The following is a 24862-nucleotide window of genomic DNA, read 5'->3' as shown; positions in this document are numbered from 1 at the left end:
CGCGCGCGACGTCGGGGTAGCGCGTGCGCTACCCCGGGCGTGCCTCCCAACGTCTAGCCTCGGACCCGTGGCCGTCGGCATGCAGAACGCGCCCGACGCGTGGTCGGCGCTGCGCGACCGGCCCTGGCGGTTCCTCGCCTCGTCCTGGCCCTGGCGCGCGCTGGGCTACCTCGTCACCAGCGTCCTGGTCGGGCTGCCGGTGCTGGTCGTGCTGTTCTGCACGGTCCTGGTCGGCGGGCTCACCGTCGTGGTCGTGGTCGGGGTGGTGGTGCTGGGGTCGGTGCCGCTGCTCGCCGGGCTGCTCGGCGTCCTGGAGCGGCGGCGCCTGGCCCTGGTGCAGGCGCGTCCCGCCTCCGGCCTGTCCTGGCGCGAGCGCTGGCGGGCCGGCCGCCGGCTGCCCGTGTCGTGGCCCGAGGTCGGCTACGCCTTCCTGCTCGCGGTCGTCCTCTGGCCCCTCGACCTGCTGCTGCTGATGCTCGCGCTGACGCTCCCGACGGTCCTGCTCCTGGCCCCGTGGCTGACCACCGTCGACGACCTGGCGCTGCTCGGCTGGCACGTCGGCCCGGGCCCGGAGGCCTGGCTGGCCACGCTCGTCGGGGTCGTGGCGCTGGCCGCGACGGCGTACCTCCTCACGCTCGCGGCGTCCGCCCAGGGTGCGCTGGCCCGGCTGCTGCTCGACCCGCGCGAGGCCGCGCTGACCGCGACCGTCGCCGACCTCCGGCGGTCGCGGGTCGACCTGGTCGACGCCTTCGAGACCGAGCGGCGCCGGATCGAGCGCGACCTGCACGACGGTGTCCAGCAGCGGCTCGTCGCGCTGACCATGACCCTGGGCCGGGCCGAGCTCGACGTCGCCGAGGGGCCCGGGCTGGACGCCGTCCACGACGCGCACCGCCAGGCCGAGCAGGCGCTGGAGGACCTGCGCGGCACGATCCGCGGCATCCACCCCCGGGTCCTCGTCGACCACGGGCTGGTCGCTGCGGTGCGCGAGCTCGCCGACCGCTCCGAGGTGCCGGTCTCGGTCGACGTCCGGCTCGCCGAGCGGCTGCCGCCACCGGTGGAGCAGGCGGCGTACTTCGTGGTGAGCGAGGCGCTGACCAACGTGGCGCGCCACGCACGGGCCCGGCGGGTCGGCGTGCACGGGTGGGTGCGCGAGGGGATGTTCGTGCTCACCGTGGTCGACGACGGCGTGGGCGGTGCGTCCCTCGACGGCGCCGGCACCGGCCTCGCCGGGCTCGGCGTCCGGCTCGAGGCCCTCGGTGGGCGACTGCGGGTCAGCAGCCCGCCCGGCGGACCCACCGAGGTCAGGATGGAGTGCCCGTGCAGCACGTGATGCGGCCGTTGCGGATCGTGCTGGCCGAGGACGCCGCCCTGCTCCGCGAGGGGCTGGTCGGGATCCTGGAGCGCGCCGGGCACGACGTCGTCGCCGCGGTCGAGGACGCCGAGGCGCTGCTGGCGTTCACGGCACGGCACGCCCCCGACCTGGTCGTCACCGACATCCGGATGCCCCCGACCCACACCGACGAGGGGCTGCGCGCCGCCGCCCGGATCCGCCGCGAGCAGCCGGGCACCGCGATCATGGTGCTCTCGGCGTACGTCGCCGAGGCCTACGTGCCCGAGCTGCTCGACGCGACCGCCGGGCCACTACCCGGGGAGCCGTCCGCCGGCGTCGGCTACCTGCTCAAGGACCGGGTCGGCCACGTGCGGGAGTTCCTGGCCAGCGTCGACCGGGTGGCGGCCGGCGAGACCGTCATCGACCCGGAGGTGGTCCGGCAGCTGCTCGGCCGCCGCCGCGACGACGGCCCGCTCGGCTCGCTCACCGACCGGGAGCGCGAGGTGCTGGCGCTGATGGCCGAGGGCCGCACCAACGGTTCGATCGCCGAGGTGCTCATGGTCAGCGAGGCCGCCGTGCGCAAGCACGTCGGCAGCATCTTCGCCAAGCTCCGCCTCGACCCGGCGTCGGACCGGCGGGTCTCGGCGGTGCTGGCGTACCTGCGCGGCTAGGCCTCAGGCCTCGGAGCTCAGGCGGCCTGCTCGGCCTTCTGGCGCTTCTCCAGCTGCTGCAGCCGGGCCTGGGCGGCGCGCCGGATCTTGGGCCCCTTGGTCGACATCGCCCAGAGCAGCTTGGCCTGCGCCGGGAGGTTCTTCGGCGTGGTCGTGGCCAGGAAGCCGTTGGGCAGCGAGAGGCGCACGACGCGGTGCCAGGCGCTGGCGACCTGCTGCGGCAGCGGGGCGGAGTGGTAGTTGAGCTCGTACTTGTCGAACAGGTCCTTCACCCGCGGGGCGACCTCGGCGTAGCGGCTGCTCGGCAGGTCGGGGAAGAGGTGGTGCTCGATCTGGTGGCTGAGGTTGCCGGTCATCAGGTGCATCGCCTTGGACCCGGAGATGTTGGCCGAGCCGAGCATCTGGCGCAGGTACCACTGGCCGCGGGTCTCGTCGGCCGGGATCGACTTGCGCTCGAAGGTCTCGACACCCTCGGGGAAGTGGCCGCACATGATCACCGAGTGCGACCACAGGTTGCGCACCAGGTTGGCGGTGAAGTTGGCGGCGAGCACGGGCAGGACCGCGCCGAACGGCAGGCCGAGCGCGGGGTGGACGACGTAGTCCTTGGTGGCCTGCTTGCGGATCTTGGCCAGGGTCTTGCGGGCGTTGGACTTGAACTCCTCGGAGCGCTTCTCCTTGGGCACCGAGAGGTTCTTGCCGAGCTCGAGGTCGTAGACGGCGATGCCGTACTCGAAGAAGCAGGCGTTGATGAAGTTCCACAGCGGCTGCCCGAGGTGGAAGGGGTGCCAGCGCTGGTCCTCGTCGATGCGCATGATGCCGTAGCCGAGGTCGTTGTCCTTGCCCACGATGTTGGTGTAGGTGTGGTGGACCTCGTTGTGGCTGTGCTTCCAGCCCTCGGCGGTCGAGGCGTTGTCCCACTCCCAGGTGGTCGAGTGGATCTTGGGGTCACGCATCCAGTCCCACTGGCCGTGCATCACGTTGTGCCCGATCTCCATGTTCTCGAGGATCTTGGCGACGCTGAGACCGACGGTGCCCAGCACCCACAGCGGCGGCAGCGCCGAGCCGAGGAGGACGGCGCGCGAGCCGAGCTCGAGCTTGCGCTGCACGTCGACGACCCTGCGGATGTACGCCGCGTCCTTCGCGCCGCGCGAGTCGAGCACGTCCTGGCGGATCGCGTCGAGCTCGACGCCGATCTGCTCGACGTCCTCGGGGGTGAGGTGCGCGGTCGGGTTGACGGGCTGCTTGGTGATGACAGTCATGTCGATCTCCTCAGATCTTGATCGTGCAGGGGCCGGCGGCGGCGTTGATGCAGGTCTGGATGGCGATGCCCTCGGGTCCGGTCTCGCCGGGGACGGCGACGGTGATCGCACCGTTGCGCAGGTCGCGGACGGCGCCCGCCTGGAGCGGCACGACGCAGCCGAAGCAGACGCCGATGCGGCAGCCGCTCGGCATCAGGACGCCGACGGACTCGCCGGCGTCGAGGATCGGGGTGGCGCCGTCGGCGTCGACGACCTGGCCGGAGGCGAACGACACGGTGCCGCCCTCGCCGGTCTCGCCGAGGACGACGGGCCGGAACCGCTCGGTGGTCAGCGCGAGGCCGCGCTCGGCGTGGTGGGCCTCGAGCGCGTCGAGCAGCCCGGCCGGCCCGCACGCGTAGGCGAGGCGCTCGTCGAGGTCGGGGACGATGCTGGCCAGCTCGGCGACGTCGAGCATCCCGTCGCGGTCGTCGTAGCGCTCCACGAGCCGGAGGTGCCCGGCGGCGGCGTGGGCGCGCAGCTCGTCGCGGAAGATCGCACTGTCCTTGGTGACGTTGACGTGGACGAGGGTGATGTCGGTGGCCGGGGCGGTGGCGCGGGAGTAGAGGTTGCGCAGCATCCCGATCACCGGGGTGATGCCGGAGCCGGCGGTGACCAGCAGCAGCCTGGCCGGCAGCGGGTCGGGCAGCACGAAGTCGCCCTCGGCCTGGGCGAGCTGGATCATCTGCCCCGCGCGGGCGCGGCGGACGAGGTAGCCGGAGACGACGCCGTCGGGGATCGCCTTGACCGTGATCGAGATGCAGCCGTCGGGACGCGGGCCGTGGGTCAGCGAGTAGGTGCGCCACAGCCGGACGCCGTCGACGTCGACACCGACGCGGACGTACTGGCCGGGCACGTGGCCGGCCCAGTCCTTGCCCGGCTTGACCACCAGGGTCGCGGAGTCGGCGGTCTCGGAGCGGACCTCGACGATCCGGCCGCGCAGCTCGGTGCCGGAGCGCAGCGGGTGGAAGACGTCGAGGACGTCGTCGAGGTCGAGAGGGGTGACGGCGGCATCGGCCAGGCGGCGGAGCCGCTGGCGCAGGCCACGGCGGGCTGCGGGCGCGGCGTACAACGCGGAGCTGGTCATGGGTTCCAGTATGTCGGTTCCGGGCGATAACATCCTGTCGTAAGCACGTGAAGATCCCCGTCCCATTTGTTCGCAGGAGACAAAAAGATGCCCCCTCGGCGCCACGGAGCCGCGCGACTGCCGCGACAGACGGCCGCCCACGGCGTCGTGCTGCCGGCGGCCGTGGTGACCGAGATCCGCGAGAGCCTCCCCCGGGTGGCCGACGCGGTGGTCGGCGCGATCGTCGTGGAGGTCCCCACCTACACCGAGGCCTTCGACGGCCAGATGGGCGAGACGATCCGCAGTGCCGTGCAGATCGCCTTGGGCGGGTTCCTGTCGCTGGCGAGCGGCCGCCGCGGCGCCGACCCGCGCACGCCGGCCGCCCCCGCGGTCGACGGCGCCTACCAGCTCGGGCGCGGCGAGGCCCGCAGCGGCCGGTCGACCGACGCGCTGCTGTCGGCCTACCGGATCGGCGCGCGGGTCTCGTGGCAGCAGATGGCCCAGGGCGCGGTGCGCGCCGGGCTCGACGCCGCCACGCTGGCGTCGTTCGCCGCGCTGGTCTTCGCCTACATCGACGAGCTCTCCGCGGCCAGCGTCGCCGGGCACGCCGACGAGCTGGCCACCACGGGCCGGGTGCGCCAGCGGCGGCTCGAGCGGCTCGCCCACCACCTGGTCACCGGCGCGACGGAGGAGACCGTGCGCGCCGCCGCCGAGCGCGCCGACTGGGCCGAGCCGACGACGCTGACCGCCGTGGTCGTGCCCGAGGCGCAGGTCCGGCCGCTGCTGGCCGTGGTCCCCGCCGCGACCCTGCAGGCAGCCGACCCGCCCGGCCTCGACGACGGCGTCCTGCTGCTGGTGCCCGACGCGCACGGGCGCGACCGGGCCCGGCTGCTGCGCGCCGTCGCCGAGCGCGGGGGCACCGCCGGCCCGAGCCGGCCGTGGCTGTCGGTGCGGACGTCGTACGAGCGGGCGCTGCGGGGGGCTGCCCTGGGGCTCGGCCACGACACCGAGGAGCACCTCCCGCGGCTGGTGCTCACCGCCGACCCCGAGGCACTGGCCGACCTGCGCGTCCGGGCGCTGGCGCCGCTCGCCGACCTGCGCCCCGGCACCGTCGACAAGCTCACCGAGACGCTGCGGCTCTGGCTGCTGCTGCAGGGCCGGCGCGACGACGTCGCCGCGGCGCTGTTCGTGCACCCCCAGACCGTGCGCTACCGCATGGGCCAGCTGCGCGAGGCCTACGGCGACGCGCTCGACGACCCCGAGACGGTGCTCGCCCTCGTCGTGGCGCTCGCGGTGCCGATGGACGACGCCCCCGTAGCCTCGGCCGAGTGATCCGTCGTGCCTGCGCCGCCGCTGCGCTCGCCCTCGTCCTGACCGCCTGCTCCGACGGCGACGAGCCGACGTCCGGGTCGACGTCCGAGGCCACCCCCGAGGCCACCTCCGAGGCCACCTCCGAGGCCACCTCCGGGCCGACGTCCGAGGCCACCTCCGCCCCGGAGGCCGGTGCGCAGTACGTCGCGCTCGGCGACTCCTACGCCGCCGCGCCCGGCGTCCCACCGACGTCCGCCGCCGACGGCTGCTACCGCTCCGGGGCCAACTACGCCCAGCTGCTCGCGGCGGCCGAGGACCTCACGGTCACCGACGTCACCTGCAGCGGGGCGACGTCGGAGACGGTGCTGGCCGACCAGCTCCCCTCGGTCGGTCCCGAGACCGAGCTGGTGACGCTCGGGATCGGCGGCAACGACTTCGACCTGTTCACCGACCTGCTCACCACCTGCCTCGGCGCGGCCGGTCCTGGAGGGACGCCCTGCAGCGACGGGCTCGGCCCCGAGACCCGCGAGACCCTCCCGCAGATCTCCGACAACATCGGCGAGCTCCTCGACGCGGTGGTCGAGGCCGCCCCCGGCGCACAGGTCGTCGTCGTCGGCTACCCGACACTGCTGCCGCCGTCGGGTTCCTGCCCCGACCGCGTGCCGCTGGCGCCCCGCGACTACCCGTTCGTCAACCAGGTGACCCAGGGCCTCTCCGACGCGCTGCGGGAGCAGGCCGGCGAGCGCGACCTCGAGTTCCTCGACCTGGCCGGGCCCAGCCGGGGCCACGACATCTGCTCCGACGACCCCTGGGTCAACGGGGCCGACGTCGCCCCCGACGGCACGATCCCGTTCCACCCGCTCGCGGCCGAGCAACGGGCCGTGGCCGGGATGCTCGCGGGTTTGCTGTAGGCGTCGGGCGACCTCGTACCCTGTCACCCGTGCTCGCTCGCCCCCTCGCTGCCGCGCGCCTGCTCCTGGCGTCCGCGCTGGTCGTCCTCGTCGCCGGCTGCGCCGCCGAGGCCGGGTCGGGCGAGCGTCCCGCCGAGCCGGACCGTCCCGAGGCCGTGACCGGCACCGACGACGTCGACCGCTACGTCGCGATGGGCGACTCCTACACCGCGGCGCCGCTGTTCCCGCTCGACGACGACCTGGTCATCGACGACTGCCTGCGCTCGGACCAGAACTACCCGACGCTGGTGGCCACCGAGCTCGACGTCGAGGTCGACGACGTCAGCTGCTCGGGGGCCTCGACGCGCCACGTCTTCGCGCCGCAGCGGTTCACCAGCACGACCCAGCCGCCGCAGCTCGAGGCACTGACGCCCGAGACCGACCTGGTCACTGTCGGCATCGGCGCCAACGACTTCACCTTCTTCACCCAGATGATCTTCGACTGCCTCGAGGTGGCCGACCGCGACGTGCAGGGCGCCCCGTGCCGCGAGGCCAACACCAACGCCGCCGGCCGCGACCGCCTGCACCGCCACCTCGGCAAGATCCGCGCCAACGTCCGCGAGGTCGTCGCCGCGATCGCCGATCGCGCGCCCGGTGCGCGCATCCTGCTCGTCGGCTACCCGCAGATCCTCCCGAGCGAGGGCACCTGCCGCCCCCGCCTGCCACTGGCCGTGGGCGACTACGCCTACACCCTCGACCTCAACCTCCGCCTGGCCAAGGCCGTCCGGACGGGCGGCACGGCCGCCGGCGCGGAGTACGTCGACCTCGTCGCCGCCAGCCAGGGCCACGACATCTGCGCCGAGGAGCCCTGGGTCGCCGGCATCCGCGGCAAGGACAACCGCGCCGCCGGGCTGCACCCCTACCCCGCCGAGCAGACCGCCGTCGCCGAGCTGGTGCTCGCCGCGCTCTGAGCGCGTGGGCGCGCCGGGCGTCCGGTTCGGGGCCCGGACGCACGAAGGGCCCCGACCGCAGCGCGGTCGGGGCCCTTCATCGCGTCAGGAGACGCGGACGTTCTCAGCCTGGGGACCCTTGGGGCCCTGGGCGAGGTCGAACTCGACCTTCTGGTTCTCGTCGAGCGACTTGTAGCCGCTGGTCTGGATCGCGGAGAAGTGGACGAACACGTCCTCGCCGCCGCCGTCCTGGGCGATGAAGCCGAAGCCCTTCTCAGCGTTGAACCACTTGACAGTGCCCTGAGCCATGATGTGTTCCCTTCTTAGGTTCCGGGAGCACTGTGCTCCCGGGGTGCTGAAGACATCCACCGTGCTGATGTCCAGCGAACCGAAGACCAGGAGTACGAGATACAAGCCGCGAATTTGTGCGCGGCGAGGACGACCCGAGAGCCGTCCCTTCAACAAGACCGAGCGTAGTACATCCCCGGAGGAAACGCAGTTTCGGGGGGTCATGTCCGCCCTCGGCGGCGGCTCCGGCCGCCCGGCTAGACCAGTGCGGGGAGTTTTGACGGTTCCCGAGCAAAAGTCCCGCCCCCGGCACGATGATGATCGGAAGTTCTGTGTGATCGCCGTCACTACCGCGGAAGGGCGTCCGACGTGTCCTCATCTCTGACCCAGCAGTCATCGCGAGGGAGCCGCCTCCGGCGGCTGCTCGCCGGCGGGCTGGCCGTCGCCCTCGCCACCGGGATGGCCGCCGCCACCCCGGCGTCCGGTGCCGCGGCCGCCGCTCCCGAGGAGCGCCGAGCCGCCGCCGGGACGATCTACGAGGCGGAGGACCAGGTCCTGACCGGTGTGACGGTGCAGACCGAGCACGCCGGCTACAGCGGCAGGGGCTTCGTCGGCGGGTTCGGCATGGTCGGCAACAGCGTGCTCGCCGGGGGCGTCACCGCCGAGGCGACCGGGACCCACGACCTCATCCTCCGGTACGCCAACGGCGGGGGCGGCAAGACGCTGACCCTCAAGGTCAACGGCGTCGCCCGGCAGATCACGTTGCCGGGCACCGGCGCCTGGAACGCCTACGGCATGGTCTGGGCCCCGATCGACCTGCAGGCCGGCTCCAACGTCGTCGAGCTGCGGCGCGAGGCCTCCGACACCGGCCAGCTCAACCTCGACTACCTCCGGGCCGCGCCCCTCGTCGGGGTGCGCCACGAGGCCGAGAACGCCACGCTCACGGGCGGCGCCAGCGTGGCGAGCGACCACGCGGGCTACACCGGCACCGGCTTCGTCGGCGGGCTCACCGGCCCCGGCGCGACCGCCACGTTCACGGTGAACGCCACCGAGACCGGCAACCACCCGGCCACGCTGCGCTACGCGGCCGGGCCCAACCCGTTCACCGGCCCGAAGAAGGTGACCCTCACCGTCAACGGCAAGTCCCAGCCGATCGTCCTGCCCGGGTTCACGAACTGGAAGTCCTGGGCCGACTTCCCCCTCGACCTGGCCCTGACCACCGGTCCCAACCAGGTCGCGATCAGCTACACCTCGGGTGACGACGGCAACGTCAACCTCGACCACCTCGACGTCGGCCAGCCCGCACCTCCCGTGTGCGACCCCGCGCTCGACGACGACGACGGCTTCGACGGCACCGCGCTCGACCGGTGCCGCTGGACGACCGTCCTCAACGAGGACACCACCGGCTACCGCGTGGCCGACGGCGCCCTGCGCATCGACGCCAAGCCCGGCGACCTCAGCGGCGGCGTGACGAACGCCAAGAACGTCGTCCTGCAGCCGGCCCCGGCCGGCGGCACCTGGATGACCGAGACCACCGTGTCGATCGACGGCACCGACGACTACCTCCAGGCCGGCCTCGTCGTGTTCGGCAACGCCGCCAACTTCGGCAAGGTCACGGTGATCAGGACCCCGGCCGACGGCTGGAAGGTCGAGCTGGGTCGCGTCACCAGCAACAGCCTGCAGTTCACCGGCTCCGCCACCCTGCCGGCCGACGCCCAGACCGACGTCCGCCTGCGCCTGTGGTCCCTCGGCGGGGTCCTGCGCGGGTCCTACTCCCTCGACGACGGAGCCACCTGGACCGTGGTCGGCAACGGCTACAGCACGACCGGCCTCAGCGACCCGCTCCTCGGGCTCGCCGCCTTCAACGGCACCGGCGCCGAGACCGCGCGCTTCGAGTCCTTCACCGTCGGCGACCCGGTCCTGGTCGAGCCGACCGTCACCGTGACGAGCGACCCCGCAGCGGTGCAGACCGGTGAGGGCTCGACCGTGACCGTCCAGGTCAGCGCCCCGGGCGTCACCCCGACCGGTCAGGTCACCCTGCAGGACGACGGGGTCGAGGTGGGCAGCGCCACGCTGGTCGCCGGCGCCGCGACCTTCGAGGTCGGGCCCTACACCGGTGCGGGCACCCGCGCCCTCACGGCCTCCTACGCCGGCGACACCGCGGTCACCCCCGGCACCGGCACCGGCTCGCTGACCGTCACGGCGCCGCCGGAGCCCGGCGAGTCCACCGTCGCCATCACCGCCAACCCCGGCGCCGTGCAGGTCGGCGAGACCTCGACGGTCACCGTCACGGTCCTCGCCGACGGCGTCACCCCGACCGGCGACGTCACCCTGCAGGACAACGGGGTCGACGTCGGCAGCGCCACGCTGGTCGACGGTGCCGCCACCTTCACCGTCGGGCCGTACGACGCCGCCGGCACCCGCACGCTCACCGCCACCTACGCCGGCAGCACCACCGTCGCCGCCAGCACCGGCACCGGCTCGCTGACCGTCACCCCGGCACCCGAGCCGGTCGCCTCGACGGTCACCGTGACCGCCAACCCCGGCTCGGTCCAGGTCGGCCAGACCTCGACGGTCAGCGTCTCCGTCGCCGCCCAGGGCACCACGCCCACCGGCGAGGTCACGCTGCGTGACAACGGCGAGGTCGTCGGCACCGCCAAGCCCCTGAGCAACGGCACCGCCACCTTCACCGTCGGTCCGTACACCGGGACCGGCACCCGCACCCTCACGGCCACCTACGCCGGCAGCAGCACCGTCGCCGCCGGCACCGGCACCGGCTCGCTGACCGTCACCCCGGCACCCGTCGCGTCGACGGTCACCGTGACCGCCAACCCCGGCTCGGTCCAGGTCGGCCAGACCTCGACCGTCACCGTCACCGTCGCCGCCCAGGGCACCACGCCCACCGGTGACGTCACCCTGCGTGACGGCAACCAGGTCGTCGGCGCCGCCAAGCCGCTGAGCAACGGCACGGCCACCTTCACCGTCGGGCCCTACACCGGGGCCGGCAGCCGCACCCTCACGGCCAGCTACGCCGGCAGCAGCACCGTCGCCGCCGGCACCGGCACCACCGCGCTGACCGTCACCCCGGCACCGGTCGCGTCGACCGTCACCGTCACCGCGAACCCCGGCACGATCCAGGTCGGCTACACCTCCCAGATCAGCGTCACGGTCACCGCCCAGGGCACCACCCCGACCGGCATGATCACCCTGCGCGACAACGGCGAGGTCGTCGGCACCGCTCCCCTGGTCAACGGCACCGCGCTCTTCGAGGCCGGGCCGTACACCGCGGCGGGGACCCGATCGTTGGCCGCCAGCTACGCCGGCAGCAGCACCGTCGCCGCCGGCAACGGCACCGGCACGCTGACCGTCGTCCCGGTCCCCGAGCCGGTCGCCTCGACGGTCACCGTGACCGCCAACCCCGGCTCGGTCCAGGTCGGCCAGACCTCGACCGTCACCGTCACCGTGTCCGCCCAGGGCACCACGCCCGCCGGCGAGGTGACCCTGCGCGACGACGGCGACGTCGTCGGCACCGTCCAGAACCTGGACAACGGCACCGCCACCTTCACCGTCGGGCCGTACACCAAGGCGGGCACCCGTGAGCTCACCGCCAGCTACGCCGGCAGCAGCACCGTCGCCGCCGGCAACGGCACCGCCACCCTGACCATCACGGACGTTCCCGACCCCGACCCGGTGGCCTCGACCGTCACCGTCGTGGCCGAGCCCGGCACCGTGCGGGTCGGCGACCGGACCGCGGTCACCGTCACCGTCACCGCCGAGGGCCACACGCCCACCGGTGAGGTCACGCTCTCCGACGGCGACCGGCAGTGGGTCGGCACGCTCGTCGACGGCAGCGTCACCCTGCAGGCGGGCCCCTGGGCCACGGCCGGTGGGCGCACGCTGACGGCGTCGTACACCGGCGACGACGAGGTCGCCGCCGGCACGGGCACCGCCCGTCTCGTGGTCCGGCCCCGGCCGCGTCCCGCGGTGCAGGTCGTGCCCAAGGTCGTCGACGCGGCGGCCCACCGCCGCCACGGCGTGGTCCGGATGACCTGCGGCCCCGCGGGCGTGCGGTGCGAGGGCACCGTCAAGCTCCGGGTCGGCGGTCGCCTGCTCGGCCAGGGACGCATCGCGGCCAGGGGCGGCCAGTCGCCCGTCGTCAAGATCTGGCTGACCGCGCAGGCGCGTCAGCTGCTCAAGAAGCGCCCGCAGGTGCAGGCCGACCTGACGATCGCGCTCGAGGGCGGCGACCGCAAGGTCGTCGAGGTGAGGCTCACCCGCTGACCACCTCCCACCACCGCCTCCGGCGCGCGTCGCTCACCCGCGACGCGCGCCGGAGTCGTCTGCGGGGACGGCCCCGTCAGGCCGCCACCTCCACCGTCACCGTCGCGAGGCGGAGCGGCCGACCGTCGACCTCGATGGACAGCTGGACCGTCGTGGTGCCGGGTCGGACGGCGTTCCACGAGCTGGGGTAGTTGGGACCCTCGACCCAGCCGTCGACCTCCAGCGCCCCGCCGGTGGTCGCCGTGGCGAAGGTCTGCGACCGCTTGCCGTGGGCGTAGGCCCAGAGTCGGTCACCGACCCGCAGCCGGACGGTCGGGTCGGTCCGGAGCCGTTCGTCGGACAGGTCGACCGACTCCGCCCCGCGCTCACCGGCCATGCCCAGCACGACCTCGTCGCCGGGACCCGCGGGCTCGGCGACCACGGTCACCGTCACGGTCGTGCCGGGCTCGACGACGGTGCCCGGGCTCGGGACCGCGTCGAGCACGTAGCCGGGCGGGGCCCCGCGCTGCACCTCCGTGCGCACCTCGACGTCCAGCTCGGCCGCTCGGAGCGCCCTGGCGTACGCCGCCCCCGAGCCGCCCTGCCGGGCGGACGCCAGGACCGAGAAGCCGGGGACGGCGACGTCGCGGTCGAGGAGCGCCACCCGGCCGAGGATCTCGGAGAGTGCCTGGCGTCCGCGGCTCGACTCGGCCTCGACGACGACGTCGCGCTCGGGCAGGACCAGGACCTGGCGGCACACCGCGGGCTGGAACCCGTCGGCGTCGCTGCACTCGACCGGACCCAGCAGCGCGCGCTCGCCGTCGACGTCGGTCTCGGTGTAGTCGTCACGGTCGTCGATCGGGTAGCGGGGCCGGACCTCCACCGCGCTGGTCCGGGGCGGGAAGGGGACCAGGGCCTGGCAGATCGCGCCCTGGTCGACGATCGCGGTGTCGCGCTGCGGCGTCCCGCACTGGAGCGCGTTGGTCGCCCAGCCGTCGGGCACGGCCACGACCACCTGCCCGTCCCCCACCCACCGGAAGCCCGGCGGTGGGGCGTCGGCGTCCGGGGACGGTGCCGTCGCCGTCGCGGCCGGCGGGACGCCGTCCCGGTCCGACGGGCGGGAGTCGCTCACGACCGCGACCGCCCCGGCTCCCAGGGCGACCGCGGCAGCGGCACCGACGGCAGCCCGTCGGCCCCTCCGGCGGCGGGCGGCGGTGCGGTGGATGGCGGCCAGCGGCGGTGCGCCGACGGGCTCGTCCAGCACGCGCTGGTGGAGCAGGTCGGGCAGGCGTTCCTCGGTCACGTCGTGCTCCTCAGGTCGGCGAGCTGCGGGTCGTCGGCGAGCCGCGCGAGGGCCCGGGAGAGCCGGCTCTTGACGGTGCCGGGCGCGACGTCGAGCACGGCTGCCATCTGCGTCTCGGACAGGTCGAGGTGGTAGCGCAGGACGATCGCGACCCGCTGGTCGGCCGTCAGCGCCGCCAGGGACCGGTCGACGACCTCGCGCTGGTGCACCTGCGCGGTGCCGTCGGCCGCGACGACGTCGGGCAGCTCGGCGGTGGGCTGCTCCCCGTGCCAGCGCCGTCGGCGGCTGTCGATGAAGGTGTTGACCACCATCCGGTGCACGTAGGCGTCGCGGTCGTCGGCCCGGCGGACCCGGCCCCATCGGAGCAGGCACTTGGTGAGGGCGGTCTGGACGACGTCCTCGGCCTCGTGCGGGCTGCAGCCGAGCAGGATCGCGGCGCGGACCAGCCGTGCCCAGCGCGCGACGACGAAGTCGTCGAACTCAGCGACCTGCCGACCGTCCACGGCGCACCCCCTCACTCCTGCGACGAGGTGGTCCCGACGTCCGGTTCCCGGCCCGTTGCCGCGCCGGGCGGACTACGACGCCCGGTGCACGACCCGTCCCCCGACCACCGTCAGGGCGACCGACACCCGACGCAGCGCGTCGGCGGCCTCCCGGGCCGAGGACGTGGGGGCCAGCGGGTCGGCGTCGAGCAGCGCGAGGTCGCCGACCGACCCGACGCCGACCGTCGGCTGCTCGTCGACCGAGGCGGCCAGCGCCTCCTGCGGGGTCAGGGCGTGCTCGGGGTGCCAGGCGTCGCGGTCATCGGCGCTGCGGTGCACCGCGGCCGCCATCGCGAGCCAGGGGTCCAGCGGCGACACCGGGGCGTCGGAGCCGAGCACGAGCCGGACGCCGGCGTCGAGCATCCACCGGAAGGCGAAGGACCGGTCGCCGCGGCCCGGCCAGATCAGCTCGGTCAGGTCGCGGTCGTCGAGCAGGTGGGCCGGCTGCACCGAGGCCCGCAGCCCCAGCGCGGCGATCCGGGGGACGTCGTCGCGGGCCACCAGCTGGGCGTGCTCGACCGAGCCCAGGGCGCCGGTGGTGGTGTAGGCGTCGAGGGCCGCCCCCACCGCCGCGTCGCCGATCGCGTGCGTGGCCACGTGCAGCCCCGACATGTGGGCCCGCGCGAGCAGCGCCGACAGCTCGTGCGGGGGCAGGTTGGCGGCGCCGGTGGGGTGCGCGAGGCGGTCGCCGTCGGCGTACGGCTCGCAGCACCAGGCGGTCCGCGTGTTGAGCGAGCCGTCGCTGATGATCTTCAGCGACCCCATCACCAGCCGGTCGTCGCCCTCCACGAGCGGGGCGCCGGTGCGCAGCCCGGCCGCGATCACCGACTCCAGGCGGTCGGCGTACGACGCCATCCGCACGCGCAGCAGGTCGCAGCCCGCCGCCCAGCGCGCCCGCCAGTCCTCGACGCCGCCGGAGAACTCCAGGTCGGCCAGCCCGACGACGCCCAGCGCCGCCGCGTCCTCCAGCGACGACCGGTAGGCCTCCGGCCCGTCGCCGGCCTCGCCGGTGAGCCGGGTCAGCAGCTCGTACGCCGCGAACCACTCGTTCTCGCGCACCACCTCGTCGCGCGCCCCGAGGCCGAGCCCGGCCAGCGCGGCGCTGTTGAGCCAGGCGTGATGGGCGTCGCCGGCGATGAGCACCACCGGCGTCACGCCCGAGACCTCGTCGAGCTCGGCGACGGTGACCTCGCGGGTCCAGGTGCCGGGCCGGTGTCCCCACCCGATCACGGGCCGTCCCGGCGCCTCGGCGACGCGGGCGGCGACCAGGGCGCGAGCCTCCTCGGGGGTGCGGACCGCGGCGGTGTCGACCCGCTGACGGCTCAGCGTCCACTGGCCGAGGTGGACGTGCTGGTCCCAGAGCCCGGGCACCAGCCAGCGTCCGGCCCCGGCGACCTCCTCGACGCCGTCGGGGCGCTCGACGCCGGCCCCCACGGCGGTGACCACGCCGCCGGCGACGAGCACGTCGACCGGCTCGCCGGCACCGGGCGGACCGGTCAGCGGCACGATCCGGACGTCACGCAGCAGCAGGTCCCCCACACGCCTGACCGTAGCCAAGCCGCGCGCCGCGCTGACATAGGGTCACGGCTGTGAAGGCCCGGGTCGCGCTCGCCGTGCTCGTGGCGCTCGTGCTCGGGGCCGCGGGAGGCTGGGCCGTCGCCGCGTCGCAGGACGACCCGTCCTCGTCCCGGGCGCGGTTCGACGACCCGGCCCAGGTGAGCGCGTCCGACCCGAGCCTCCCGGTCCTCGAGCTCCAGCCGGACCCGGACGACCCGGCGCTCCCGCTCGAGGTCGAGCTCGAGGAGCAGGAGCTGGTCGTGCCCGACGCCCTCGGGCGCAAGACCGCCCGCAAGGTGACGGTCCCGGCTCCCGCCGACTGGGACCGCACCTACGTCGCCCCGCTCGACGCCGACGACCCCGCCCGCTGGCAGTACCGGGTCGACGGCAACGACGAGAACAGCTTCGGGCTCCGCGTCGACGTGTTCCGCGGGCCCCCGATCACGGTCGAGCGGGCCGTCGGCTCACGGCAGTCGGCGATGCGGTCGGCACGGGTCGACGGCAACTTCGTCGACCTCGAGTTCACCAACGAGACCGCGGACGGGTTCGTCGCGACCTACGTCTCCCAGGGGTTCCAGCGGGTCTCGATGGAGAGGTTCTTCTCCGGGCCCGACCCGAGGGTCGCCTACGCCACCATCAGCGTGTACGGGCGGATGAAGGACCAGCCGGGGATGGAGGCGCTCCTGGAGGAGATGTCGATCGGGCTGCGCACCGGCTGAGTCGGAGCGGAGCGCCGGCGGCGAGTCAGCCGAGCACGCTCACGTCGAGGGTCTCGACCACCTCGGTGGCCGTCGCCTGGTCGGGGGCCCGGACCTGCACCCACAGCAACCGGCCGGCGTCGACCTGGACGATCCGCTCGACGAGCACGTCACCCCGGTCGCAGCCGGAGAAGACCACGGTCACCGTGGGACCCAGCGGGTCGTCGGGCCGGGGCCTCGGGGCGGACGCCGAGTCGCACTCCCCGTCGTGCTGGGGCACGGTGTCGGGCAGCTCGGTCCCGGGGAGCAACCCGGCGAAGATCCCCTCCCCCTCCTCGGCCCATACCTCGGAGGTCCCGACCGACAGGGCCGGGAACGACTCGCCCTGCGCGTTGGGTGGCTGCCACTCCACGACGGACTCGGTGTCCCACTCGGGCGGCACCGTCACAGCAAGCGTGCCGGTCTCGTCGGAGACGTCGACAGGCGCGGCGACCGGCTCGTCCTCGAGCCCCTCCTGCGCGAAGTAGCCCACCCCCAGTCCGACCCCGAGCGCCAGCACCACGGCCGCGGCGCCGACGAGCCGGGCCCGACGACGCGGACGCACCGGCGACAACCGGTCGCCGGTCGGCGCCTCGTCCCGCGACGTCACCGCTGGTCGCGGACCCGGCTGGGTCAGGTGCGGGTCGACCGGCAGGGCCCGGGAGCCGGCCGCGGCCGGACCGCCCCGCGTCGCCTCGATCGCGGCGGTCAGCGCCTCGACGTACGCCGTGACCGACGGCCACCGCTGCTGCCGGTCGTGGGCCAGCGCGCGGCGGACCACCTGCTCGAGGGCGTCGGGGAACTCCCGGTCGGGTGCCGACAGCGCCGCGGGCTCCGAGGGCGCGGCGGCGGCCGGCAGGCTGGCGTGCTGCCACGGCAGCCGGCCGCTGAGCAGCAGGAAGGTGAGCACCCCGAGGGAGAACTGGTCGGCCCGGGCGTCGGGCGGCTCCCCCTGCGCCTGCTCCGGCGCGACGTAGGCGGGCGTCCCGGCGATCATGGTCAGCCGCGACGACACGTCGAGGGCCTTGCCGAGGCCGAGGTCGCCGACCATCGCGCGGACGCCGTCGGGCCCGGCGCCGGGGTCGACGGTCCGGAAGAGCACGTTGGCCGGCTTGACGTCGCGGTGCAGGATGCCGCGGTCGTGCAGCGCCTGCAGACCGGCACCCACCTGCGCGACCACCTCGAGCGCCTGCGGCACGGTCACCCCGCCGCTCTCGAGCCGGTCGGCGAGGGTGCCCTGGTCGGCGTAGGCCATCACCAGGTAGGGGCGACCGTCGTCGAGCGTGCCGGCGTCGTACACCGGGACGACGTGGGGCGACTCGACCCGCCGCAGGTAGCGCCCCTCCTCGACGAACCGGGTGCGCACCTCGTGCTGCTCGGACCAGTTGTCGGCGAGCACCTTGACCGCCACCGGGGCGTCGAGGCGCTCGTCGTAGCCCAGCCAGACCGTCGCGAACCCACCGCTACCGATGCGGCGCCGCACGGCGTAGCGGCCGAGGTGGCTCGGGCCGCTCGACGGCGGCGGCGGGGAGTCGGGCACGGGTGCATTATCTTCGACCCGACCTGGGAAGGGTGGGGGGCATGGCTGTGCAGACACACGGACGGGCCGACGGCGCCGATCCCACCCCCGACGAGATCGACGACCTCGCCCGCCGCGCGCGCGACGGCGACCAGGCCGCGCTCGAGGAGGTGCTCACGGCCATCCGCCCCCGCACCCTCAACGTCTGCCGCGGGGTGCTCCCCTACACCCCCGACGCCGAGGACGCCTGCCAGGAGGCGCTGCTCAACATCGCCACCAAGATCGGCTCCTGGGGCGGCCGCGGGCGCTTCACCACCTGGACCCACGTCGTGGCCGTCAACAGCGCCCGCACGACCTACCGCCGGATGAAGAACCAGGCCACGGCGTACGACCCCACCGAGCACAACGCGCTCAGCGAGAAGCCCGACCCGCGCACCACCAGCGTCATCGCCGGCACCCGCCTCGACCTGCTCGAGGCGATGGAGACGATCGAGCGCGACCACCCGCAGTACGTCGAGCCGCTGCTGCTGCGCGACGTCTACGGCATGGCCTACGACGAGATCGCCGAGCTGGTCGGCGTCCCGCTCGGCACGATCAAGGCCCAGATCCACCACGGCCGCAAGCTCGCCCGCCCGCTGCTGCGGGGCCAGGAGTGACCCGCCGGGCCCGGCACGGGCTCGCGGGCGCGCTGCTGGTCGCAGCCGTGCTCGCCGGCTGCGGCGACGACGACCGGGGCGGGCCGGCCCCGTCGCCGTCCGAGCCGTCGTCCGAGCCGTCGTCCGAGCAGTCGTCCGGGTCGACGGCGCCGTCCGAGACCCCCGACGCGCCCGACGACCTCGACCTCGCGGTCAGCGAGCCGGTCGAGGACTCCGTCTACCCCGACGTCGGCGACCCCGGCGTCGACGCGCTGCACTACGACCTCGACCTCACCTGGGACCCCGAGACCGACACCCTGACCGGCGTCGAGACCCTGACCTTCCGCTCCACCGAGGACGACGACGGGTTCCAGCTCGACCTCGGCGAGCCGCTCGAGGTCGACAGCGTCACCGTCGACGGCGACGAGGTCGACTTCGACCACGACGGCAAGGACCTGCTCGTCGACCACCCCGTCGTCGCCGACGAGCGCTACGAGCTGGTCGTCTCCTACGCCGGCACGCCCGAGCCCGTCGCGGCGCCCACCACGCGGGGCGACTTCGGGACGGTGGGCTTCACGATCGACGCCGAGCACCAGACCTGGACGATGCAGGAACCCTTCGGCGCCCACACCTGGTACGCCGTCAACGACCAGCCCTCCGACAAGGCGCTCTACGACTTCACCCTGCACGTCCCCGCGCCGTGGACCGGGGTCGCCAACGGCGAGCAGGTCGGCGACGAGGAGGCCGACGGCGTCCACACCACGTCGTACCGCCTGGCCGAGCCGGCGGCGTCGTACCTGGTCACGCTGGCGTTCGGCGACTACGAGAAGACCGAGGACACCGGGCCCGGCGGGGTGCCGATCACCTACTGGACCTTCCGCGGCACCCCGGTCGACGCGGGCCTGCGCAGCACGCCGGCCGCGATGACGTGGCTCGAGGAGCGCCTCGGGCCCTACCCCTTCGACACCGCCGGCATCCTGCTGGTCGACTCCCAGAGCGGCATGGAGACCCAGACCATGATCACGCTCGGCACCACGTCGTACGCCACGAGCCCGGCCGTGGTGCTCCACGAGCTCGCGCACCACTGGTGGGGCGACCAGGTCACCCCGGCCGACTGGCGCGACCTGTGGATGAACGAGGGCATGGCCACCTACCTGCAGCTGCTGTGGGAGGCCGAGCAGCAGGGCGTCCCCGACGACGCCTACCTGGAGTCCTACGTCCGCTCCGAGGCCGACTACCGCGCCGAGTCCGGCCCACCGGGCGCCTACGACCCGGCGGAGTTCGCCAGCTCCAACGTCTACTACTCCGGCGCGTTCCTGTGGCACGAGCTGCGCCAGATGGTCGGCGACGACGTCTTCTGGGAGGTCGCCCGCGGCTGGCCGGCCGAGCAGGACAACCGCAGCAGCGATCGCGAGACCCTGCTGGCCTTCCTCGAGGAGACGACCGGCGAGCAGCTCGACGACTTCTACGACGCCTGGCTCCTCGGCGAGACCACACCCCCACTCTCCTGACCGCCACCCACGCAGGTCGAGGAAGGCGAGCCAGCGCCTGTCGCGAAACCCCGCGCCAGCCCACCGTCACCGACGCTGGTTGAGGAAGGCGCGCTAGCGCCTGTCTCGAAACCCCCGCAGCCAACCCACCGACGGTGAGCCCCACCCTGGTGGTTTCGAGACGGCCGCGGCCGGCCTCCTCAACCACCGTCAGCCACCCCACCCATCCCGTGGCCTGCCTCCTCAACCACCGTCGACCGCCGTCACCCACGCTGGTTGAGGAAGGCGCGCTAGCGCCTGTCTCGAAACCCCCGCAGCCAACCCACCGACGGTGAGCCCCACCCTGGTGGTTTCGAGACGGCCGTGGCCGGCCTCCTCAGCCACCGTCAGCCACCCCACCCATCCCGTGGCCGGCCTCCTCCACCACCGTCGACCGCCGTCACCCACGCTGGTTGAGGAAGGCGCGCTAGCGCCTGTCTCGAAACCCCCGCAGCCCACCCACCGGCGGTGAGCCTCACCCCTGGTGGTTTCGAGACGGCCGTGGCCGGCCTCCTCAACCACCGTCGGCCGCCGTCCCCGCGCTGGCTGGTTTCGAGACGGCCGTGGCCGGCCTCCTCAACCACCGTCGGCCACCCCACCCATCCCGTGGCCGGCCTCCTCAACCACCGTCGACCGCCGTACCCATCCCGTGGCCGGCCTCGTCGCCCAACCCACCCCATCCCGTGGCCGGGCTCCTTCGGCTGGCCCAGGGGTCGCCGTTCGTCGCTCGATTCGCACCGCTCACCGCAGCGGCGTCCCCGCCCGGCGCAGGGACGTCGTCCGGCGCTGACGGGTCGCGGGGGTCACTCCTAACGTGACGGGCGTCACGACCGACCCTCGAAAGGCGCCGACCCCGATGGCGAAAGACACCCACCCTCCGCACGACGTGGCGGCACGCCACGACCCTGTCTACGACTCCCTGCAGGCCTCGGCGGACTTCATCGAGCTCCGCCGCCGCTACCGCTCGTTCGTGCTCCCGGCCACCGCGGCGTTCCTCGCGTGGTTCCTGCTCTACGTCGTGATGTCCAACTGGGCCAACGACTTCATGGGCACCAAGGTCGTCGGCAACGTCAACGTCGCGCTGGTCTTCGGGCTGCTGCAGTTCGTGACGACGTTCCTCATCGCCTACCTCTACAGCCGCTACTCCACGGCGCGGCTCGACCCGCTCGCCGAGAAGCTCAACGCCGAGTACGAGGAGGGCAAGCGCTGATGGACGACCAGGTGCTCACCACCGTCTTGTTCCTCGCCGTCGTCGCGCTGACGATCGGCATCACCGTCCGGGCCAGCCGGACGACGTCCGGCACGTCCGACTTCTACGCCGGCGGGCGCTCGTTCTCGCCGCTGCAGAACGGTCTCGCCATCGGCGGCGACTACATGTCGGCGGCGTCGTTCCTCGGCATCTCCGGCATCATCGCGCTCTCCGGCTACGACGGCTTCCTCTACTCCATCGGCTTCCTGGTGGCCTGGCTCGTGGCCCTGCTGCTGGTCGCCGAGATGCTGCGCAACGCCGGCCGGTTCACGATGGCCGACCAGCTGGCGTTCCGGATGAAGCAGAAGCCGGTCCGGATGGCGGCGGCCACCTCGACCGTCGTGGTCTCGATCTTCTACCTGCTCGCCCAGATGGTCGGTGCCGGCACCCTGGTGGCGCTGCTCCTCGGGGTCGAGAGCCAGGCGATCAAGAACATCGTGATCTTCGGCGTCGGTGCGCTGATGATCTTCTACGTCACCGTCGGCGGCATGAAGGGCACGACCTGGGTCCAGATCGTCAAGGCCGTGCTGCTGATGACCGGGTCGGCCCTGATCGTGGTGCTGGTGCTGGCCCAGTTCGACTTCAACCTCTCGAGCCTCCTGGGCGCCGCCGCCGACAACAGCGGCAAGGGCCAGGCGTTCCTCGAGCCGGGGCTGAAGTACGGCGCCACGCTGACCAGCAAGCTCGACTTCATCAGCCTCGGCCTCGCGCTGGTGCTGGGCACCGCGGGCCTGCCGCACATCCTCATCCGCTTCTACACCGTCCCCACCGCGCGGGACGCCCGCAAGTCGGTGCTGTGGGCCATCGGCCTGATCGGCGTGTTCTACCTCTTCACGCTGGTGCTCGGCTTCGGTGCGGCCGCCCTGCTCGACACCGGCACGCTCGACAAGTCCGGCAACCTGGCCGCTCCCCGCCTCGCCGAGGAGGTCGGCGGTGGAGCCGGCTCCACCGGCGGCGCGATCCTGCTGGCGCTGATCGCGGCGGTCGCCTTCGCGACCATCCTCGCGGTGGTGGCCGGGCTGACGCTGACGTCGTCGGCCTCGGTGGCGCACGACGTCTACAACAACGTGATCAAGAAGGGGAAGGCCACCGAGAAGGAGGAGATCAAGGTGACCCGCTACGCGGCCGCCGCCATCGGGCTGGTCGCCATCCTCCTGGCGATCCCCGCCCAGAGCCTCAACATCGCCTTCCTCGTGGCGCTCGCCTTCGCGGTCGCGGCCTCGGCCAACCTGCCGACGATCGTGCTCAACATGTTCTGGCGGCGCTTCAACACCCGCGGGGCGCTCTGGAGCATCTACGGCGGCCTGATCTCGGCCGTGGGGCTGGTCATCTTCTCGCCGGTCATGTCGGGCAAGGGGGTCGACCCCGAGACGGGTGACAACCTCTCCCTGCTGCCGACCAGCATCGACATCTCGTGGTTCCCGCTGGAGAACCCCGGCCTGGTCTCGATCCCGCTCGGCTTCCTGCTCGGCATCATCGGCACGCTCTCCAAGCGTGAGCCGGCGGCCGAGGACCGCTACACCGAGCTCGAGGTCCGGGCCCTGACCGGCGCCGGGTCCGAGAAGGCTGTCGCGCACTGACCCCGCGACGTCGGCCCGTCGCTGCGGCGGCGGGCCGACGTCGTCCGTCCGGCCCGGCCGGACCCCGCCACCGGGGTCGTCAGGCCGGGCCGGTCGCCCTACTGTGAGAACGCCCCGAACCGGAGGAGACACCGTGAGCGAAGAGACCCTCTCGAACCTGTTGCAGGAGGACCGGCGCTTCGAGCCGCCGGCCGAGCTGGTCGCCGAGGCCAACCTCAAGGAGGAGGCCTACGAGCGCGCCGCGTCCGACCGCGAGGCGTTCTGGGCCGAGCAGGCCGAGCGGCTGACCTGGGCGACCAGGTGGGACCGCGTCCTGGACTGGGACGACCCGCCGTTCGCGAAGTGGTTCGTCGGCGGCCGCCTCAACGCGGCGTACAACTGCGTCGACCGGCACGTCGAGGAGGGACGCGGTGACAAGGTCGCCTTCCACTTCGTCGGCGAGCCCGTCGGCGACGAGCGGACCATCACCTACGCCGACCTCAAGGACCTCGTCTCCCAGGCGGCCAACGCGCTGACCGACCTCGGCGTCGCGACCGGTGACCGGGTGGCGATCTACATGCCGATGATCCCCGAGGCGATCGTGGCGATGCTGGCGTGCGCCCGCATCGGCGCCCCGCACACGGTGGTCTTCGGCGGGTTCTCCTCCGACGCCTTGTCCTCGCGGATCGTGGACTGCCAGGCCAAGGTGGTCGTCACGGCCGACGGCGGCTACCGGCGCGGCGCCCCGTCGGCGCTGAAGCCGGCCGTCGACGAGGCGCGCGCCAAGACCGCGGCCCAGGGCCACACGGTCGAGAAGGTGCTCGTGGTCCGGCGCACCGGCCAGGACCTCGGCGACGGCGGGTGGGACGACGCCGTCGACGTGTGGTGGCACGACGCCGTCGAGTCGGCCTCGACCGAGCACACGCCCGAGGCGTTCGACTCCGAGCACCCGCTCTACGTCATGTACACCTCCGGCACCACCGGCAAGCCCAAGGGCATCCTGCACACCACGGGCGGCTACCTGACCGGGGCGGCGTACACGCACTGGGCGGTCTTCGACCTCAAGCCCGAGACCGACGTCTACTGGTGCACCGCCGACATCGGGTGGGTCACCGGCCACTCCTACATCGTCTACGGGCCGCTGGCCAACGGCACCACGCAGGTGCTCTACGAGGGCACCCCCGACAGCCCCGAGCGGGGCCGGTGGTGGCAGGTGATCGCCGAGAAGAAGGTGTCGATCTTCTACACCGCCCCGACCGCGATCCGCTCGTTCATGAAGCAGGGCCGCGAGATCCCCGACCGCCAGGACATGTCGAGCCTGCGGATCCTCGGCTCGGTCGGTGAGCCGATCAACCCCGAGGCCTACGTCTGGTACCGCCACGTCATCGGCGGCGACCGCACCCCCGTCGTCGACACCTGGTGGCAGACCGAGACCGGGATGATCATGATCAGCCCGCTGCCCGGCGTCACCCACGGCAAGCCCGGCTCGGCGATGATCCCGATCCCCGGCATCGCCGCCGACGTGGTCACCGAGGAGGGGCAGTCGGTGCCCGACGGCTCCGGCGGCTACCTCGTGCTCACCGAGCCGTGGCCGGCGATGCTGCGCACGATCTGGGGCGACGACGAACGCTTCAGGGACACCTACTGGTCGAAGTACGCCGAGCAGGGCTGGTACTTCGCCGGCGACGGGGCCAAGAAGGACTCCGACGGCGACCTGTGGGTCCTCGGCCGCGTCGACGACGTCATGAACGTCTCGGGCCACCGGCTCTCCACCACCGAGATCGAGTCGGCCCTGGTGTCCCACCCCAAGGTCGCCGAGGCCGCCGTCGTGGGCGCCAAGGACGAGGACACCGGCCAGGCCGTCGTCGCGTTCGTGATGCTCCGCGACGAGGCCGGAGACGGTGGCGCCGACATCGTCGAGGAGCTGCGCGCCCACGTCCGCACCCAGATCGGCCCGATCGCCAAGCCGAGGCAGATCATGATCGTCCCCGAGCTGCCCAAGACCCGCTCCGGCAAGATCATGCGCCGCCTGCTCAAGGACGTCGCCGAGCACCGCGAGGTCGGCGACGTCACCACCCTGGCCGACTCCTCGGTGATGGACCTCATCTCCTCCGGCCTCGACCGGGGCAAGGGCGAGGACTGACCGGCGACGGGAGGCGGGCCGCCACCGG

Annotated in this window: 19 protein-coding genes; 12 read left to right on the top strand and 7 right to left on the bottom strand. The window is 73.5% G+C overall.

All coding sequences use genetic code 11. The annotated features are described in order from the left end of the window. Positions 1-67 precede the first annotated feature (67 nt). Both AC4MBH_RS00735 and AC4MBH_RS00730 read left to right on the top strand, forming a co-directional pair. Positions 68-1330 (top strand): sensor histidine kinase, encoded by a 1263-nt coding sequence (locus AC4MBH_RS00735; protein WP_491792410.1) that lies wholly within the window; start codon positions 68-70, stop codon positions 1328-1330. After that, on the top strand, positions 1330-2001 hold the full coding sequence (locus AC4MBH_RS00730; RefSeq protein ID WP_491793051.1) for a response regulator: 672 nt from the start codon (positions 1330-1332) through the stop codon (positions 1999-2001). Before AC4MBH_RS00735 ends, AC4MBH_RS00730 begins: the two co-directional genes overlap by 1 nt. 17 nt (positions 2002-2018) lie before the next feature. Here AC4MBH_RS00730 and AC4MBH_RS00725 read toward each other — a convergent pair whose 3' ends face one another. Together AC4MBH_RS00725 and AC4MBH_RS00720 are read right to left on the bottom strand one after the other, a co-directional pair. Further along, positions 2019-3260, bottom strand: a complete 1242-nt coding sequence (locus AC4MBH_RS00725) for a fatty acid desaturase family protein (RefSeq protein ID WP_491792409.1) — start codon at positions 3258-3260, stop codon at positions 2019-2021. A 10-nt stretch (positions 3261-3270) separates the two neighbouring features. Then, positions 3271-4383: a ferredoxin reductase gene (locus tag AC4MBH_RS00720; protein WP_491792408.1), complete on the bottom strand. Its 1113-nt coding sequence runs from the start codon at positions 4381-4383 to the stop codon at positions 3271-3273. 87 nt (positions 4384-4470) lie between these two features. Here AC4MBH_RS00720 and AC4MBH_RS00715 point away from each other — a divergent pair, with 87 nt between their 5' ends. From AC4MBH_RS00715 to AC4MBH_RS00705, 3 genes are read left to right on the top strand one after another with little or no spacing between them, the layout of a single operon-like run. After that, the gene (locus AC4MBH_RS00715) at positions 4471-5694 is read left to right on the top strand and encodes a PucR-like N-terminal domain-containing protein (protein ID WP_491792406.1); all 1224 of its coding nucleotides are present in this window, start codon (positions 4471-4473) and stop codon (positions 5692-5694) included. Continuing rightward, on the top strand, positions 5691-6584 hold the full coding sequence (locus AC4MBH_RS00710; RefSeq protein WP_491792405.1) for an SGNH/GDSL hydrolase family protein: 894 nt from the start codon (positions 5691-5693) through the stop codon (positions 6582-6584). The genes AC4MBH_RS00715 and AC4MBH_RS00710 overlap by 4 nt, the downstream gene beginning before the upstream one ends. Positions 6585-6613: 29 nt before the next feature. Further along, positions 6614-7534, top strand: coding sequence for an SGNH/GDSL hydrolase family protein (locus AC4MBH_RS00705; protein ID WP_491792404.1), 921 nt, complete (start codon positions 6614-6616; stop codon positions 7532-7534). Positions 7535-7618: 84 nt separating this feature from the next. Here AC4MBH_RS00705 and AC4MBH_RS00700 read toward each other — a convergent pair whose 3' ends face one another. Further along, positions 7619-7822 (bottom strand): cold-shock protein, encoded by a 204-nt coding sequence (locus AC4MBH_RS00700; protein ID WP_134738871.1) that lies wholly within the window; start codon positions 7820-7822, stop codon positions 7619-7621. 348 nt (positions 7823-8170) lie between these two features. Between AC4MBH_RS00700 and AC4MBH_RS00695 the strand changes: the two genes are divergently transcribed. Further along, positions 8171-12082: an Ig-like domain repeat protein gene (locus tag AC4MBH_RS00695; protein WP_491792403.1), complete on the top strand. Its 3912-nt coding sequence runs from the start codon at positions 8171-8173 to the stop codon at positions 12080-12082. A gap of 76 nt (positions 12083-12158) precedes the next feature. On the opposite strand, the gene AC4MBH_RS00690 is transcribed toward AC4MBH_RS00695, so the two are convergent. The 3 genes from AC4MBH_RS00690 to AC4MBH_RS00680 form a co-directional block, all read right to left on the bottom strand. Further along, positions 12159-13364, bottom strand: coding sequence for a PASTA domain-containing protein (locus AC4MBH_RS00690; protein WP_491792402.1), 1206 nt, complete (start codon positions 13362-13364; stop codon positions 12159-12161). Then, the gene (locus AC4MBH_RS00685) at positions 13361-13867 is read right to left on the bottom strand and encodes a SigE family RNA polymerase sigma factor (RefSeq protein ID WP_491792401.1); all 507 of its coding nucleotides are present in this window, start codon (positions 13865-13867) and stop codon (positions 13361-13363) included. Before AC4MBH_RS00685 ends, AC4MBH_RS00690 begins: the two co-directional genes overlap by 4 nt. A 72-nt stretch (positions 13868-13939) precedes the next feature. After that, positions 13940-15445, bottom strand: a complete 1506-nt coding sequence (locus AC4MBH_RS00680; protein WP_491792400.1) for an amidohydrolase — start codon at positions 15443-15445, stop codon at positions 13940-13942. 50 nt (positions 15446-15495) lie between these two features. On the opposite strand from AC4MBH_RS00680, the gene AC4MBH_RS00675 reads away from it, so the two are divergent. Further along, positions 15496-16182 carry a hypothetical protein gene (locus AC4MBH_RS00675; protein ID WP_491792399.1) on the top strand — a complete coding sequence of 229 codons (687 nt, stop codon included), beginning with the start codon at positions 15496-15498 and terminating at the stop codon, positions 16180-16182. 25 nt (positions 16183-16207) lie between these two features. On the opposite strand, the gene AC4MBH_RS00670 is transcribed toward AC4MBH_RS00675, so the two are convergent. After that, complete coding sequence (locus AC4MBH_RS00670; protein ID WP_491792398.1) at positions 16208-17740, bottom strand: serine/threonine-protein kinase; 1533 nt, start codon at positions 17738-17740, stop codon at positions 16208-16210. Positions 17741-17781: 41 nt separating this feature from the next. Between AC4MBH_RS00670 and AC4MBH_RS00665 the strand changes: the two genes are divergently transcribed. The 5 genes from AC4MBH_RS00665 (at position 17782) to acs (ending at position 24834) form a co-directional block, all read left to right on the top strand. Continuing rightward, complete coding sequence (locus AC4MBH_RS00665; RefSeq protein WP_491792397.1) at positions 17782-18375, top strand: RNA polymerase sigma factor; 594 nt, start codon at positions 17782-17784, stop codon at positions 18373-18375. Next, positions 18372-19865 carry a M1 family metallopeptidase gene (locus tag AC4MBH_RS00660; protein WP_491792396.1) on the top strand — a complete coding sequence of 498 codons (1494 nt, stop codon included), beginning with the start codon at positions 18372-18374 and terminating at the stop codon, positions 19863-19865. Before AC4MBH_RS00665 ends, AC4MBH_RS00660 begins: the two co-directional genes overlap by 4 nt. A 904-nt stretch (positions 19866-20769) precedes the next feature. Beyond that, a complete protein-coding gene (locus AC4MBH_RS00655) occupies positions 20770-21093 on the top strand; it encodes a DUF485 domain-containing protein (protein WP_491792395.1) in 324 nt (107 codons plus the stop codon). After that, positions 21093-22712, top strand: coding sequence for a monocarboxylic acid transporter (locus AC4MBH_RS00650; RefSeq protein WP_491792394.1), 1620 nt, complete (start codon positions 21093-21095; stop codon positions 22710-22712). Before AC4MBH_RS00655 ends, AC4MBH_RS00650 begins: the two co-directional genes overlap by 1 nt. A gap of 133 nt (positions 22713-22845) precedes the next feature. Continuing rightward, complete coding sequence (acs, locus tag AC4MBH_RS00645; protein WP_491792393.1) at positions 22846-24834, top strand: acetate--CoA ligase; 1989 nt, start codon at positions 22846-22848, stop codon at positions 24832-24834. Positions 24835-24862: the final 28 nt, after the last annotated feature.

The sequence above is a fragment of the Nocardioides sp. WJ219 genome (assembly GCF_058559815.1).
This window is presented reverse-complemented; position numbering and strand designations above follow the sequence as displayed.